At 55.0% G+C, this 14753-nt stretch carries 16 protein-coding genes; 5 read left to right on the top strand and 11 right to left on the bottom strand.

Annotated elements, in window-relative coordinates:
* Positions 1–12: 12 nt before the first annotated feature.
* The 6 genes from ACK2JC_RS11540 to ACK2JC_RS11515 form a co-directional block, all read right to left on the bottom strand.
* Positions 13–507, bottom strand: coding sequence for a TRAP transporter small permease (locus ACK2JC_RS11540; RefSeq protein WP_024737584.1), 495 nt, complete (start codon positions 505–507; stop codon positions 13–15).
* A 72-nt stretch (positions 508–579) separates the two neighbouring features.
* Entirely contained in the window at positions 580–1698 is a 1119-nt protein-coding gene (locus tag ACK2JC_RS11535) for a TRAP transporter substrate-binding protein (RefSeq protein WP_118755051.1), read from the bottom strand.
* Between the two features lie 432 nt (positions 1699–2130).
* Positions 2131–3399: a TRAP transporter large permease gene (locus ACK2JC_RS11530; RefSeq protein WP_118755052.1), complete on the bottom strand. Its 1269-nt coding sequence runs from the start codon at positions 3397–3399 to the stop codon at positions 2131–2133.
* A gap of 15 nt (positions 3400–3414) precedes the next feature.
* Positions 3415–3909, bottom strand: a complete 495-nt coding sequence (locus ACK2JC_RS11525) for a TRAP transporter small permease (protein WP_118755053.1) — start codon at positions 3907–3909, stop codon at positions 3415–3417.
* A 98-nt stretch (positions 3910–4007) separates the two neighbouring features.
* Positions 4008–5108 (bottom strand): TRAP transporter substrate-binding protein, encoded by a 1101-nt coding sequence (locus ACK2JC_RS11520; protein ID WP_320937250.1) that lies wholly within the window; start codon positions 5106–5108, stop codon positions 4008–4010.
* 247 nt (positions 5109–5355) lie between these two features.
* Complete coding sequence (locus ACK2JC_RS11515) at positions 5356–6051, bottom strand: FadR/GntR family transcriptional regulator (RefSeq protein WP_007719509.1); 696 nt, start codon at positions 6049–6051, stop codon at positions 5356–5358.
* A gap of 219 nt (positions 6052–6270) precedes the next feature.
* On the opposite strand from ACK2JC_RS11515, the gene ACK2JC_RS11510 reads away from it, so the two are divergent.
* The 5 genes from ACK2JC_RS11510 (at position 6271) to ACK2JC_RS11490 (ending at position 10374) form a co-directional block, all read left to right on the top strand.
* A complete protein-coding gene (locus tag ACK2JC_RS11510; RefSeq protein WP_092369999.1) occupies positions 6271–7089 on the top strand; it encodes a transketolase in 819 nt (272 codons plus the stop codon).
* Positions 7086–8018 carry a transketolase family protein gene (locus tag ACK2JC_RS11505; protein ID WP_092369997.1) on the top strand — a complete coding sequence of 311 codons (933 nt, stop codon included), beginning with the start codon at positions 7086–7088 and terminating at the stop codon, positions 8016–8018. The genes ACK2JC_RS11510 and ACK2JC_RS11505 overlap by 4 nt, the downstream gene beginning before the upstream one ends.
* 236 nt (positions 8019–8254) lie before the next feature.
* Positions 8255–8695, top strand: a complete 441-nt coding sequence (gene rpiB / locus ACK2JC_RS11500; RefSeq protein WP_320937251.1) for a ribose 5-phosphate isomerase B — start codon at positions 8255–8257, stop codon at positions 8693–8695.
* Positions 8696–8820: 125 nt separating this feature from the next.
* On the top strand, positions 8821–9684 hold the full coding sequence (locus ACK2JC_RS11495) for an NAD(P)-dependent oxidoreductase (protein ID WP_227167725.1): 864 nt from the start codon (positions 8821–8823) through the stop codon (positions 9682–9684).
* Positions 9685–9810: 126 nt separating this feature from the next.
* On the top strand, positions 9811–10374 hold the full coding sequence (locus tag ACK2JC_RS11490; RefSeq protein ID WP_320937252.1) for a YdeI/OmpD-associated family protein: 564 nt from the start codon (positions 9811–9813) through the stop codon (positions 10372–10374).
* 13 nt (positions 10375–10387) lie between these two features.
* On the opposite strand, the gene ACK2JC_RS11485 is transcribed toward ACK2JC_RS11490, so the two are convergent.
* The 5 genes from ACK2JC_RS11485 to ACK2JC_RS11465 all read right to left on the bottom strand — a co-directional run bounded on the left by ACK2JC_RS11485 (position 10388) and on the right by ACK2JC_RS11465 (position 14689).
* Entirely contained in the window at positions 10388–10750 is a 363-nt protein-coding gene (locus ACK2JC_RS11485) for a hypothetical protein (RefSeq protein WP_320937253.1), read from the bottom strand.
* A 240-nt stretch (positions 10751–10990) separates the two neighbouring features.
* Positions 10991–12487 (bottom strand): tripartite tricarboxylate transporter permease, encoded by a 1497-nt coding sequence (locus ACK2JC_RS11480; RefSeq protein ID WP_227167728.1) that lies wholly within the window; start codon positions 12485–12487, stop codon positions 10991–10993.
* Positions 12488–12499: 12 nt separating this feature from the next.
* On the bottom strand, positions 12500–13036 hold the full coding sequence (locus ACK2JC_RS11475; RefSeq protein WP_302327165.1) for a tripartite tricarboxylate transporter TctB family protein: 537 nt from the start codon (positions 13034–13036) through the stop codon (positions 12500–12502).
* 21 nt (positions 13037–13057) lie between these two features.
* Complete coding sequence (locus ACK2JC_RS11470) at positions 13058–14032, bottom strand: tripartite tricarboxylate transporter substrate binding protein (protein WP_368270968.1); 975 nt, start codon at positions 14030–14032, stop codon at positions 13058–13060.
* Between the two features lie 15 nt (positions 14033–14047).
* Complete coding sequence (locus ACK2JC_RS11465) at positions 14048–14689, bottom strand: GntR family transcriptional regulator (RefSeq protein WP_024737594.1); 642 nt, start codon at positions 14687–14689, stop codon at positions 14048–14050.
* Positions 14690–14753 lie beyond the last annotated feature (64 nt).

Genomic DNA, 14753 nt, shown 5'->3' with positions numbered 1-14753 from the left:
TGGGGCCCTCCTTTAATGTACTGCCTTGCCGCGCAGCGTCTGAATCCGGTCAAGGACCTGGTAGACGGTCTTTACGACAATGAATCCGCCCGCGATGGCCATGGGCAGGAAATGCCAGGCTTTGGACAGAAACTGCATGGTGGAGAAGTAGCTGGTGCTGTTGATCTTGTACATGCCCTTGTAAGCTACGATCATGATGATGCCCAGGCCGAAGCTGAACAGCTTGTTGATGAACCAGAAGGTGGTCTGCACCTTGGGATTGGCCCGCACGTACAGCATGTCCAGGGTGATCAGCCGGTCCTTGTCGTAGAGTACCACGACGCCCAGAAACGCCATCCACATGAACAGGAAGCCGCACAGCTCGGTGGAGGAGCGGAAGGACTTGTTGAAGAAATTGCGCAGGCACAGCTCGTAGAGCATGATGCCCACTATACCGGCCACCAGGACCATCAGGGCGGCGGATACGATTTTTACAAAGATGTCGGTGATTTGCTTATAAACTTTCACGGTATCACTCCCTTATCGTTTAGAGGGGCTGCAATCCCGGCGGGAATGCAGCCCCCTGCTTGAAGAGTCTCTTTATTTTGCTAAGATTTCATCCAGGATCTCCTGGTTGTACCAAGGCTCGTCTTTGTAGCGTAAGTAGTAGTCGTTTCCGCCCAGCTTGTCGATGAAGCTCTGGATGTCCGGATTCTCGTCGAACTCAACGCCTGCGGCCTTCAGAGTCTCGGTAGCGGCCTTGTTGTCCTCAGCGATGGTGTCGAAGGAATACTTCGCGGCAGCCTTGGCCTGCTCTTTTAAGATCTCCTGATACTCAGCCGGAAGCTTGTCCCAGGAATCGGAGTTGGCGGCCATGGTGCAGCCCATCCACATGTAGTTGATAAAGCTGAAATACTTGATATCGTCGTAGGTGGCGTTGGCTACCAGGTGGTAGGTGGCGTTGTCCTGGCCCTCAGCGGTGCCGTTGGACAGGGCGATTGCCAGCTCGTTTAAAGCCAGGGCTACGGGGTTGGCGCCCAGGGCCTCCCAGCAATCCAGGTACATCTGGCTGGTGGGAACGCGCAGCTTTAAGCCTTCCACGTCTGCCGCCGTATGTACGGGACGGTTGGTGGTGGAGATGTGGCGCATGCCGTTGTCGCCTTCCGCCAGATAGATCAGCCCGGTGGAGGGCAGGTCTGCGAAAATCTTCTCGCCGATCTCGCCGTTTACAACCTCGTAAGCCTGCTCAGCGCTGTCGAACAGGAAGGGCAGATCCAGGATCTTCGCCTTGTCGTAGAACTCTGTGAAACCGGAGGTTCCGGCAAAGATGATATCGATGGTTCCCATACGGGCGGACTGCAGAGCCTCGGCGTCGTTTCCAAGCTCGCCGGAGTGGTGGGCGTCAAGAGTGATCTTGCCGCCGGAAGCCTCCTCAACCAGCTTCTTGTATTCCAGAATGGTCTTGGTGGGAACGGAATTCTCGTTGCCCGGGGAGTAGATGGTCAGCGTTACGGGGTCCAGCGCGTCCAGTGCGGAAGCGGCGGCCTCGGTGCCGGCCTCGGAAGCGGCCTCAGAGCCAGCCTCGGTAGCGGCTTCGCTGGCGGCCTCGGTAGCCGCGGGAGCGGGAGCTGCGGTAGTTTCTGTTTTGCCGGATCCGCCGCAGGCTGCCAGGGACAGTACCATGGAAGCGGACAGTGCCAGTGATAACATTTTTTTCATTTTTTACCCTCCTGAGTGACGTTACATTTGTGATATTGTATGATTGTATGACGTCTTGCGTTAACACAATTATAACATTTTAAGCCGCAATGTCTATGCACGAATGGTATAAAAAAGTTGTGAAGATTTTGTGAGGATTGCATAAAAAGGCTGGAGGTTATTTGTGGAAGATGGGAGAAGAATGGGGGCATAAGGTGGCAAAAAAATCCTGGTTACAACGTTTTGAATAATAATTGCAGGGAGTTTTGCACACCGGGTTGTAGAATTTTTAAAATTGGTATGGGTTGCCGCCGCGGCTGCGGAGGAACATGAAGGGGATGGGATTGGGGATAAAGGCCAGAAAAAAAGCGGACGCCGTGGATGGCCGTCCGCTTTCGCCGCCGAAGCGCTTCTCAAAAATATATGGAAGCCTTAAAATTTGAGATCAAAACGTCATTTCACCAGCATGTTGGGCAGCCATGTGACAATACCGGGAATATAGGTACACATGAGCAGCACCACGACCAGAGGAATCAAAAACGGCAGGATGGATTTGTACAGCCGGTCCAGCTTGATTTTGGCCACGTCGGAGATGATAAACAGACAGACGCCGAAGGGCGGGGTCACCTGGCCGATCATCAGGTTTAATACCATGACCACGCCGAAGTGCACCAGGTCGATGTTTAAGTCCTTGACAATGGGCAGGAGAACCGGCAGCATCAGGGTCAGGATCGCGCCCGGCTCCATAAACATGCCAAGGATCAGCAGCACCACGTTGATGATGAACAGAATCACCGCCGGATTCTGGCTGATTCCCAGAATAAAGCTGGCAATTTCAGCGGAGGCTCCCTCTTTCACCAGCACGTATGTAAACAGCGTGGAGGTGCCGATGATGAACAGCGTGTTGGCCGAGGTGATGGCGGATTCCAGCAGGCAGTCCGTGAAGGTTTTCCAGTCCATGGTGCGGTAAACGATCAGCGCAATGATCAGGGAGTAAGCCACCGCGATGCTGGAAGCCTCGGTAGGTGTGAACCAGCCGGTAGTGAATCCCGCTAAAATGATGAGCGGCGTGATCAGAGACAAGATGGAGCCGAAAAACTGCCGGACCAGAGCCGCCAGCCGGAAGGGATGGCGCTCAAACTTATATTTGATGGCAAAGAGAAATACCAGAACCATCAGGGCTACACCCATCAGCAGACCGGGCAGCACGCCGCCCATGAACAGCTTGGCCACGCTGACGCTGGCCGTCGCACCGTAAATGATCAGGGGGATGCTGGGCGGGAAAATGGGGCCGATGACCGAGGAGGCCGCCGTCACCGCACCGGAAAAGTCCTCGTCATAACCGTTTTTCGTCATGGCTTCCATCTCGATGGTGCCCAGGCCGCCTGCATCCGCCGCGGCGCTGCCGGACATGCCCGCAAAAATGATGCTGGCCACAACATTGGCGTGCCCAAGACCGCCGGGAATCCAGCCCACCAGCTCCTTGGCAAAGCTGAAGATTTTGTCCGTGATCTTGCCTGCGTTCATCAGGTTGCCGGCCAGGATGAACAGCGGAATGGCGATCAGAAGATAGGAGTCGATGCCGGTGACCATTTTCTGGCCGATGACCATCATGGGGTAGTCCAAAACCAGGCAGCCCAGCACGGCGCTGGCGCCGATGGAAATACTGATCGGGACACCGACCAGCAGAAGAATCACAAAAGTGATGAAAAAGATTGCCATTGTACACTTCCTCCCTTAGTTTGTGTTGGTTCCGTGTGGGACTACAATCCGATCCATAAGCTGGTAGGCGGTCTTAACGACGATAAAACCGCCCGCGATGGCCATGGGCAGGAAATGCCAGGCTTTGGACACAAACTGCATGGTTGAAAAGTAGCTGGTGCTGTTGATTTTGTACATGCCCTGATAGGCGACGATCATAATGATTCCCAAGCCCAGGCTGAAAATTTTGTTAATCATCCAGAAGATGGTCTGAACCTTCGGGGTGGCGCGCACGTACAGCATGTCCAGGGTGATCAGACGGTCCTGATCGTACAGCACGATCACGCCCAAAAACGCCATCCACATAAACAGAAAGCCGCACAGTTCCGTAGAGGCGCGGAAGGATTTGTTCAAAAAGTTGCGCAGGCTCAGCTCATACAGCATGACGCCCACAAGGCTCGCAATAAGGCACATTAGGATGACAGACACAATCTTCACAAAAATATCTGTGATTTGTTTGTAGATTTTCACTGTATTCTCCCCTTATTCTTTAGGTGGGCTGCAATCCTGGCGGGATTGCAGCCCTCTTTGGTTGATGGTTTGGATCGGTTCAATCCCTTGGCAGATCCTTATTTTGCTAAGATTTCATCCAGAATTTCCTGGCTGTACCACGGTTCATTTTCATAGCGCAGGTAATAATCGTTCCCGCCCAGCTTGTCCTTAAAACTCTGGATATCCGGGTTCTCATCAAATTCCACACCCGCGGCCTTCAGCGTCTCGGTAGCCGCCTGGTTGTCCTCGGCGATGGTGTCGAAGGAGTATTTGGCGGCAATTTTCGCCTGGTCTTTCAGGATCGCCTGATACTCGGCGGGAAGCTTCTCCCAGGAATCTGCATTGGCGGCCATGGTGCAGCCCATCCACATGTAGTTGATAAAGCTGAAGTATTTAATATCGTCGTAGGTGGCGTTGGCAACCAGATGGTAGGTGGCGTTATCCTGGCCCTCAGCGGTGCCGTTGGACAGGGCGATGGCCAGTTCGTTCAGGGCCAGGGCCACCGGGTTGGCGCCCAGGGCTTCCCAGCAGTCCAGATACATCTGGCTGGTGGGTACGCGCAGCTTTAACCCTTCCACATCGGCGGCCGTATGAACGGCGCGGTTGGTGGTGGAAATTTGGCGCATGCCGTTGTCGCCCTCGGAGAGATAGATCAGTCCGGAGGAGGGCAGATCCGCGAAGATCTTTTCGCCGATCTCGCCGTTTACTACCTCGTAAGCCTGCTCGGCGCTGTCAAACAGGAAGGGCAGATCCAGGATTTTCGCCTTATCGTAAAACTCTGTGAAACCGGAGGTTCCCGCAAAGATGATATCGATGGTTCCCATACGAGCTGACTGAAGGGCCTCGGCATCGTTGCCCAGCTCTCCGGAGTGGTGGGCATCCAGGGTGATCTTGCCGCCGGAAGCTTCCTCAACCAGCTTTTTGTACTCCAGAATCGTCTTGGTGGGCACGGAATTCTCGTTGCCCGGCGAATAGATGGTCAGGGTGACCGGGGCCAGGGCGTCCAAACCGGAGACAGCTGCCTGGGAACCGGTCTCGCCGGCGCTCTCGTCCTGTGCTGCTGCGGTTGCAGCCGGTGTGGTGGGAGCTGCTGTTGTCTCCGTTTTCCCTGAGCCGCCGCAGGCCGCCAGGGACAATACCATAGAGGCGGACAGTACCATGGATAACATTTTTTTCATTTTTTTCTCCTCCTGTTTCATACGATGTGCAGCCATTGCTGTATTGTATGATTGTATGATGTCTTAATGCATTACAGGTATTATAACATTTTGACCTTGAATGTCCATGCACGAAAATTATAAAAAATTTGGGCAATATGCACAAAAACAGCACCTATAATTTGTACGGTATTAAGAAAGTGTTAAAATTTTTAGGCAAAAAATATCCCGCACATTACTTTTTGACAAATAATGTGCGGGATTTCCGTTATCTTATTGTGGATTTTTCCAGATCCTTTACCACAAGATTTAAATGTTCTTCCATGCTGCGCTCGCCTGCTGCCGCATCCCGCCGCTTGAAGGCGTCCAGGATATTCTGGTGGGGCTCGATGGCGTTGGCCGCGTTCTGCGGGATGTAGAAGGTCTTGCTCCGGAAGTTCTTTACATGCTTTTCCACCTGTTTGCTGATGCTGATCAGCAGCTGGTTGCGGCTGAACTCCACGATAGCGGAGTGGAACTTCTCGTCGTTGATGCTGATAGCCGGGACATCGTGGCTGTTGACCGCGGCGGTAAACTTTCTGTGGATGTGTTCCAGCTGCGCCACGTCCTCGTCGGAACAGCGCTCGATGGCCAGGCGAACGGACAGCGGTTCAATGGCCATGCGGACCTCCAGAAAATCCTTGGTCTCCACCTCGTGCTCGGTGAACCACTGCATGACGTCGCCCAGCTCGATCTCGGACGTTCTGGCGGCAAACGCGCCCTTGCCCGGTCTCAGCTCCACATAACCGGTGGCTTCCAATATGCGGAACGCCTCCCGCACGGTGCCTCTTCCCACACCCAACTGCTCACAGAGCTCTTTTTCCACCGGCAGCTTGTCGCCCACTGCGATCTCGCCGGAAAACAGATATTCCTTTAATTTGTCCACAACCTGTTGGACGATGGGCATCCGCTTTACTGACTCCATGGGAATCCCCCTTTATACATACTCGCAATTTGTCATACCAATCATGTTTTTTATCCTAATACCAAAGCGGATTTTTGTCAACCTGCAATAAAGTTTTCTTTTTATGGGGATTGATCATTGACATTTGCACAATGCTCTGCTATCCTGTGATCAGATTGTATTATTGTATGATGACGATGGAAACACAAAATCTTAGCTGACCATAATGGAGGAATCATGATGGAAATTGCAAGTCTGGAAAAAGTCTGCCGCACAGTGCGCCGTGATATTATCAATATGACCGCCGACGCGGCATCCGGCCATCCGGGCGGCTCACTGTCCGCCGTGGAGATTATCACAACATTATTTTTCGACAAAATGAACATTGACCCGCAGAATCCGAAGAAGGAGGACCGGGACCGCTTCGTGCTGTCCAAGGGCCACGCGGCGCCCTGTTACTACGCGGTATTAGGCGAGCGGGGATTTTTCGACAAGGCGGAATTTAAGAACTTCCGCCAGCTTCACAGCTTTCTCCAGGGCCACCCGGACGCTAAGAAATGCCCGGGCGTGGACGCCTCCACTGGCTCCCTGGGACAGGGCATCTCCATTGCAGTGGGCATGGCTCTGGGCGCGAAAAAACTGGATCACAGCGATGTGAAGGTATATACGCTTCTGGGAGACGGCGAGCTCCAGGAAGGCCAGGTTTGGGAGGCTTCCATGGCGGCGGCTCACTACGGCCTGGACAATCTGACCGTGATCATCGACAACAACGGGCTGCAGATCGACGGCACCAACAACCAGGTTATGAGCCTGGGCGACTTAAAGGCCAAGTTCACAGCGTTCGGATTCCAGGTTCTGGAAATTGACGGAAATGATCTGGGACAGGTTTCGGTTGCCCTTGACGCGGCGGCGCAGGAAGGAAAGCCCAAATGCATCATCGCCCACACGGTAAAGGGCAAGGGCGTGTCCTTTATGGAGAATCAGGTGGGATGGCACGGCAAAGCTCCCAGCGAGGAGGAGCGCCGTCAGGCATTAAAGGAATTGGAGGAAGAGTCATGAGCGAACTGAAAGCAATCCGCGTCGCCTACGGTGAGGCGCTGGCGGAACTGGGAGAGAAGAATCAGAAGGTGGTGGTGCTGGACGCGGATCTGGCCCACGCCACCATGACAGCTACATTTGCGGACAAATTCCCGGAGCGTTTTTTCAACGCGGGTATTGCGGAGGCGAACATGGTGGACATGGCGGCCGGTCTGTCCACCATGGGATACGTTCCCTTTGCCAGCACCTTTGCGGTGTTCGGCGCGGGCCGGGCTTACGATCAGGTGAGAAACGGCTGCGCGTACCCGAATTTTAACGTAAAATTCGGCATGACCCACGCGGGCGTCACCCTGGGCGAGGACGGCGGAAGCCACCAGGCCATCGAGGATCTGGCGCTTATGCGTGTGATCCCGGGCATGACCGTGGTGGTGCCCTGTGACGCCAGCGAGACCCGCCGGGCCGTGATGGCTCTGGCCGATATGCAGGGACCCGCTTACCTGCGCCTGGCCCGCCTGCCTTCCCCGGTATTCGAGGAGGAGATGCCCTTTGAGATCGGAAAGGCCAACGTGCTGCGGGATGGAAACGGCGTGGCGGTATTTGCCTGCGGAATCATGGTGAACACGGCGCTGGAGTGCGCGAAAAAGCTGGAGGCCGAGGGCGTTTCCGTTGCCGTGATCAACATGCACACCATCAAACCCATTGACCGTGACTGCATTTTAAAGTACGCGGCCAAGTGCGGGAAAATCGTGACCGTGGAGGAGCACAGCGTGATCGGCGGACTGGGCGACGCCGTGGGCAGCGTGCTTCTGGAAAACGGCTGCCCGGTGAAGTTTTGCAAGATCGGCGTTCAGGACCGCTTCGGCCAGTCCGGCAAGCCCGCCGACCTGCTGGAAGAGTACGGACTGAGCGAGGGCCAGGTGTACCGTCAGATTAAGGAAATGACCGAGTAGTATTCGAGGAATATGGAATGTAACGAAGCTGGAATAAGCTGAAATGTGAAATAAGCCGCAGAGCTGCCGCGGAATGCGGCGAATCTGCGGCTTTTGGCATTTGTAGAATAAGAAGGGCTTGTCTCAAAACGCCCCATGCTTTATAATAAACACGGACATACCGCGCGCGTGACAGCCGTGACAGGCTGTGCGGGACCGCGGCAGACTATCATATAAGGATAAAGGGAGATTGTGTCATGAAGATTGCGATGGGCAATGATCACACAGGAATTGAACTGAAAAATATCATTAAAGAGTTTGTGGAAGGCAAGGGTTACGAGGTGATTGACCTGGGAACCAACGCGTCGGAGAGCTGCGATTATCCGGTTTACGGTGAGAAGGTAGGCCGGGCCGTGGCGGACGGGGAAGCGGATCTGGGCATCGCCATCTGCGGAACCGGGGTGGGAATTTCCCTGGCCTGCAACAAGGTAAAGGGCATCCGCGCCTGCGTTTGCAGCGAGCCCTACACAGCCAAGCTCTCCAGGCAGCACAACAACTCCAACGTGCTTGCCTTCGGCTCCCGCGTGGTGGGCAGCGAGCTTGCCAAGATGATCACCGAGGCCTGGCTGGACGCCGCGTTTGAGGGCGGACGCCATCAGCGCCGGGTGGATATGGTGATGGAGATCGAAAAGCGCTGATCCTGCGGGAACCGTTTATATGAGCGGGGAGACCATACAGGAACCGCCAATCAGGCGGGGAAGCGATCCGGGAGCCGCCGCATCGGCGGCGCCTTAGAAATATTCAGAAAGAGGGGAAGGCATACATGAAAAAGATTGGATTTATCGGCATCGGCATTATGGGGAAATCCATGGTCAGAAACCTGATGAAAGCGGGATATGAGGTGGCGGTTTACAACCGTACCAAGTCCAAGGCCGAGGATGTTGTGGCGGAGGGCGCGCTGTGGTGCGACACCGTGGCCCAGTGCGCGGCCGGACGGGACGTGGTGATTTCCATCGTGGGATATCCCAAGGACGTGGAGGAAGTCTATTTCGGCGAGGGCGGCGTCATTGCCCACGCGGACCCGGGAACCTGCGTCATCGACATGACCACCACCAGCCCCAAGCTGGCGGTTCGTATCTACGAGAACGCCCGCAAAAAGGGCTTAAAGGCGCTGGACGCCCCGGTAACCGGCGGAGATACCGGAGCGAAAGCGGGCACCCTGACCATTCTGGTGGGAGGCGACCAGGAGGCCTTTGAGACCTGCCTGCCGGTGTTTGAAGCCATGGGTAAAAATATCCGCTACGAGGGTAAGGCGGGCAACGGGCAGCACACCAAGATGTGCAACCAGATCGCCATCGCCGGCGCGCTCAGCGGCGCCTGCGAAGCCATTGCCTACGCCAAGGCCGTGGGCCTGGATCCCCAGGTGATGTTGGACTCCATCAGCACCGGAGCGGCGGGCAGCGCTCAGTTGAGCAACGTTGCCTCCAGAATTCTCAAGGACGATTACGACCCCGGGTTCTTCATCAAGCACTTCATCAAAGATATGAAGCTGGCTTCCGAGGAGGCCGAGGCCGCCGGCGCAAAGCTGGGCGTGCTGGATTATGTGCTGGACATGTACCGGGATCTGGAAACGGAAGGGCTTGGAGACTTAGGAACACAGGCACTGATTAAGTATTACGAGAAATAAACCTGCAGGACAGGAAAACGCGGAAAAGCAGCTTTGCCGGCGGCAAAATAGCCACAGACAAAACTGCTTTTCTGAAACTCAGGGAGATGAAACGCGATCCCGCCCATTCGGAATGGAGGTCAAGAGATGAACGATCCATTACAATTTGAAACCCGCAGCGAGTTCCGCGCCTGGCTGGCGGACAACTGCACGTCCAGCGGCGGCGTCTGGCTGCTGTTTGGCAAGACGGAGGAAATCAGGACGCTCAAAGCCGGCGAGGCCCTGGAGGAAGCGCTCTGCTTTGGATGGATCGACGGGGTGATGAAGCGGATCGACGACCAGTCCTACATGAAATACTTCTCCGCGCGCAGAGCCGGCAGCAAGTGGTCGGAAAAGAACAAAGCGCTGACAGAGAAGCTGGAACAAAGCGGCCTGATGACGGATTTCGGCAGGGAGAAAATTCGGGAAGCTAAGAAAAACGGCCAGTGGGACAACCCGGCCAGTTCCCCGGCCGTGACGCCGGAGCAGATTGAAACCGTGGCGGCTCTCCTGAGCGGAAATGAACAGGCCCACGCCAATTTTCTTGCGATGCCGCCCTCTGTTCGGAAAACCTACACCAGGGCGTATTTTGACGCCAAGACCGAGGCGGGGCGCGCCAAACGCCTGGCCTGGATGACGGACCGGCTAGAAAAAAATCTAAAGCCCATGTGATGAAGGCGGGCGACTACCATTCCCGTGCAACCTTATCCGACAGCCGTTCCTGCACAATCCCGCGCATTTTGTCTGTGCTGTAAAGCACCTCGATGTCCATTTTCCAGCCGGTGCCCCTCAGGTCATTGTGGGGAATGAAGCCAAAGTCGTAGGTTTCCCCGTCGATGCGGATCACCATGGAGGAATCCGTCAGCTCCACGGTTTTGGGCTTTCGGAAAAAATGCAGGTTTTTGCGGTACATTTTCTTCGCCAGCCGGAAATAGGCGTTGACGATGGTGTCGATGTCCTCCATATCTCCGCCATTGTTTATTTTGTAGATCGCCCGCTCCAGTTTTTCCTCGGAAACGAGTAAATGAAAGATTCTTTCCAATAACATTGCTGCGCCCCCTGGTTTTAGGTGTTTTCCTGATCATACTTTGTCGGCAACCGCAGGTTGGCCATAAGAGATACGTTTTATTATATCATGTTACGCGAATAAATGCAGCAACAAAGCGGCTGGCGCGCTCGTAAAAACGTGCCAACAATCGTCATCTGCCTATTACATTTAATGAAAAAGCAGCTCACCAGTCCGGTAAGCTGCTTTTAGTATGAGTGCCATCAAGCGCCTGTTTCAAAATCACGTTTCCGGCTTCTTCTTCCACGCCTTCAAGCAGGCATTTCCGATCACCGCCAGTCCGATGAGAATAAAAACGCAGGACACCGGGCGTTTAAAGAAAATTGTCATGCTGCCGTGGCTGAGCTTTAAGGCCCGGCGGAATTCTCCCTCGAACATGGAACCCAATACCAGGCCCAGCACGATGGGAGCGGTGGGAAAACCGCCGCGGATCATAAGATAGCCGAACAACCCGATCACCAGGGTCAAAATCACGTCGAAGAAATTACTTCTCAGAGCGAAGGAACCCACCAGGGAGAGGATTACCAGGGCCGCGTTTAAGTAGTGCACCGGCACGTTGAGAATGCGCACAAACAGTTTGATTCCAACGCACTGAATCAGTACCATAAGAATTGTGGCCATAAGCACCGTTGCGAAGATTTCCGACACCACCTGGGGGGAATCCGCAAACAGAGCCGGGCCGGGCCGCAGGCCGTGGATGATCAGCCCGCCCATAAGTGCGGCGGTAACGCTGTCGCCGGGGATTCCGAGGGTCATCATGGGGATCAGGGCGCCGCCGCAGACGCCGTTGTTGGCCGCTTCCGAGGCGATGACTCCCTCGTAGGCCCCGTTTCCAAACTCATCCGGGTGCTTTGAAAAGCGTTTTGTCTGGTCATAGGCGATAAAAGAAGCGATATTCCCGCCGGTTGCGGGGATGATTCCGATACCCGTTCCGATGATGCTGGAACGGATAATATTCCACTTCTGTTCCCATATCTTTTTAAAACTTGGAAGAAAATTTTTAAGTTTCAATTCCCGGGCGTCCACATGCGGATTTCCTTTCCCCGTGCAGCTGATAATAATCTGCGGGATTGAATAAAGCCCGATCATGGCGGGGATGGTGCTGACTCCTGTCATCAGGTTGATATTGCCGAAGGTGAAGCGCAGGTCGCCCCAAATCGGATCCGTGCCCACAAAGGAGAGAATCACGCCCACGATTCCGGCGATCAGCCCTTTGATCAGGGATTTGCCTGACACGGCCGCGATGATGGTCAGCCCGAAAAATGCCAGGGCGGCATACTCCGGCGGTCCGAAGCTGGTACACAGCCCGGCCAGGACCGGGGAGAGCGTCACCAGCAGAAACCAGCTCACAATACTGCCGAAGCCGGAGGCGAAAGCCGCCCAACCCAGTGCCTCGGCGCCCCGGCCCTGTTTGGCCATGGGATAGCCGTCCAGGCAGGTGACAACCGCAGAGGGAGTGCCGGGGATATTTAACAGCGTGGCGGATACGGCTCCCCCGGCCATTCCACCGATATAGGTGCCCAGCATCATGCCGAATGCGCTGGTGGTGTCCATGGTAAAGGTCAGCGGGATCAATAACGCCACACCCATGGTGGCGGACAGTCCCGGCAGCGCTCCGAACACCAGGCCAAGGAAGGTTCCTGCGGCGACGATCAGCAGAATCATCGGATTAAAAAATGTGGCGGCCGAGCTTTGAAACATCATAAGAATTGTGTCCATAGGTCCCTCCTGTTATCCGATGACAAGTTCCAGCAGCGGTTCCGGAAAGTCCACTCCGAAGGCCATGCCGAAAATAACGTAGATTGCCAGGGTGACAAAGGCTGATATGAGAACCGCCCTCAGCCTTGGGGTGTCGCGTTTCAACAAAATGGATTCCGCAAAGAAAAACAGAAAGCTGCTGATACAGAATCCCAGAATTCTCCAGAAAAATGCATAGATCACGATTGCTGCCATGGTCAGGACGGTCCGTGGGTCGCGCTTTCCGGCGGAGGAAAAATCCGCCGCTTGGGACTCCGGAGCCGGTTGGTCCGCCTGAGCAGGCGTGGTCCGGCCTCCGTTCTGTTTTAACTGCACCGCCAGGCCGGCCATCAGCTTTCCGGCGCAGAACACCATCAGCACCAGAAGGATACCCTTGGGGAAATCCATGGATGCCATGTCTGCGCCTGTAGCTACGGATTTCGACAGGCCGGCGGTGTAGTAAAGGAACGCGGCGCCCGCCAGGAGCAGAAGTAACACAATCCGTTCAAAAAAACGTTCCTCTTTTTTCATGTGTCTCCTCCGTCCGGCCGGTTACTGCGCCCAGATTTCTTTGCTGGCATTTTCAAGTCCCACGTACACGTCATCCAGGAACACGTCCAGCTCCTCGCCGGTAATCGGCCGGGACACCAGGCCGCTCTCCTCGGCAAAGGCCTTGAAATCGTCGCTTTCCAGCGCTTCCTTGAACATGGAGGCCAGCTTTTCCTTAGCTCCGGCATCCAGACCCGCGGGGGCCATAATATAGGAGGCCTGACGGATATCTCCCAGCGTAAACACGTCATACCCCAGAGATTCAAAGGTGGGAACATCCGGCATGGCGGCCAGTCCGTCCTTGTTGAAAACGCCCAGTACCATAAGGTCGTTGGATTTCACCTGAGCGATCACCTCGCTGGGCTTTAAAACGCCAGCGTCCACATGTCCGCCCAGGATTTCCGTGATCACCCGGGAGCCGCCGTCAAAAGGCATGAATAAAAAGTCCGTGCCCGCGGCCTGGCCTAAAAGTGTGACGTAGGCCTGGTTTACGTTATTGGATCCGGGAATGCCGACGGAGATTTCCCCGGGGTTTGCTTTGGCCGCGTCGATCAGGCTCTGGGCGTCGGCGTATTTTCCGCCGCTCTTTGCCACCAGCACCACCGGCTCCTCGGCCACAAGGCAGATATTCTCCACCTTGTCCAGATCCGCCTCCGCCTTACCCTGGGCAACCAGCGCCAGGAAGGAGCTGGAGGCAAGACCCACGGTGTAGCCGTCCGGCTTGGCGGTGAGAACTTCCGTGATTCCCACCGCGCTGCCGCCGCCGGGAGAGTTTTTCACGACCAGCTCTACATTGAATTTCTCCTTGAAAACGGGCTGCAGCGCACGGGCCATCAGATCGTTGGTTCCTCCTGGATTCCAGGGCACCACCACCGTAATCTCTTTATTGGGAAATTCCTTTTTTCCACCTGCACATCCGGTCAAAAGACCCGCAGCCAGCACCACGCTCAGCACACCGTATAACACTCTGTTCCGCATAAACTCTTCCTCCAATCATATCGTCTGAATTGTCTTTCGGATATTGGAGATATGCTCTTTCATCGCTGCCGCCGCCTGCTCTTCATCACGTGCTTTCAGTGCCTTCAGAATCTTCTTCATCTCGCCCTGGGTGGGGACCTGACGGTCCGCCCAAGTCATGTTGACCCGCTGGATCCGCTGGATTTCCGGCATGTACCGCTGCATGATTTCCGCAATGATCACGTTGCCGCTGGCGCGGTAGATCTCATTGTGGAGCGCCACATCCGCGTCGTAGATGAACTGGCGTTTTTCCGCTTTTTCATCCCGGAACGCGTCCATTTGGTCGAACAGGTCCTGAAGCTTGTCCAGCTGTTCCTCCGTCATGGAGACAACCGCTCTGCGGACCGCTTCAACTTCCAGAATTTCCCTGATATCACAGATACTTCTGGCACGTTCCACGGAAATCTTACTCACGAATGTGCCGTACTGTGGTTTAATGCTGACGAATCCCTCTTTTTCCAGTTTCGCCAGCGCACTTTTGATGGGAGCCCGGCTCACATCCAGGGCAGCTGCCAGCTGCGTCTCGGATATCTTCTCACCGGGGGCGTATGTTAGCTGAACAATACCTTCCAATATCTTATCGTAAACATAATCGCTGATTGTCTTTTTCTCCAACATGGATCGCTTCTCCTACTTATTATTTGATAATAACAACTTTATCATATCGGATTTTATTCCACAA

Origin of the sequence: Enterocloster lavalensis, from assembly GCF_046603895.1 — a bacterium.
GTDB classification, from domain to species: domain Bacteria; phylum Bacillota; class Clostridia; order Lachnospirales; family Lachnospiraceae; genus Enterocloster; species Enterocloster lavalensis.
Note: the sequence above shows the minus strand (reverse complement) of the source record. Positions and strands in the feature narration are given on the sequence as shown.

Bases quoted from the DNA above. Each gene is read 5' to 3' on its own strand.
- ACK2JC_RS11535 (WP_118755051.1), bottom strand. From the start codon at position 1,698: ATGAAAAAAATGTTATCACTGGCACTGTCCGCTTCCATGGTACTGTCC.
- ACK2JC_RS11530 (WP_118755052.1), bottom strand. From the start codon at position 3,399: ATGGCAATCTTTTTCATCACTTTTGTGATTCTTCTGCTGGTCGGTGTC.
- ACK2JC_RS11520 (WP_320937250.1), bottom strand. From the start codon at position 5,108: ATGAAAAAAATGTTATCCATGGTACTGTCCGCCTCTATGGTATTGTCC.
- ACK2JC_RS11515 (WP_007719509.1), bottom strand. From the start codon at position 6,051: ATGGAGTCAGTAAAGCGGATGCCCATCGTCCAACAGGTTGTGGACAAA.
- ACK2JC_RS11510 (WP_092369999.1), top strand. From the start codon at position 6,271: ATGGAAATTGCAAGTCTGGAAAAAGTCTGCCGCACAGTGCGCCGTGAT.
- ACK2JC_RS11505 (WP_092369997.1), top strand. From the start codon at position 7,086: ATGAGCGAACTGAAAGCAATCCGCGTCGCCTACGGTGAGGCGCTGGCG.
- rpiB (WP_320937251.1), top strand. From the start codon at position 8,255: ATGAAGATTGCGATGGGCAATGATCACACAGGAATTGAACTGAAAAAT.
- ACK2JC_RS11495 (WP_227167725.1), top strand. From the start codon at position 8,821: ATGAAAAAGATTGGATTTATCGGCATCGGCATTATGGGGAAATCCATG.
- ACK2JC_RS11490 (WP_320937252.1), top strand. From the start codon at position 9,811: ATGAACGATCCATTACAATTTGAAACCCGCAGCGAGTTCCGCGCCTGG.
- ACK2JC_RS11485 (WP_320937253.1), bottom strand. From the start codon at position 10,750: ATGTTATTGGAAAGAATCTTTCATTTACTCGTTTCCGAGGAAAAACTG.
- ACK2JC_RS11480 (WP_227167728.1), bottom strand. From the start codon at position 12,487: ATGGACACAATTCTTATGATGTTTCAAAGCTCGGCCGCCACATTTTTT.
- ACK2JC_RS11475 (WP_302327165.1), bottom strand. From the start codon at position 13,036: ATGAAAAAAGAGGAACGTTTTTTTGAACGGATTGTGTTACTTCTGCTC.
- ACK2JC_RS11470 (WP_368270968.1), bottom strand. From the start codon at position 14,032: ATGCGGAACAGAGTGTTATACGGTGTGCTGAGCGTGGTGCTGGCTGCG.
- ACK2JC_RS11465 (WP_024737594.1), bottom strand. From the start codon at position 14,689: ATGTTGGAGAAAAAGACAATCAGCGATTATGTTTACGATAAGATATTG.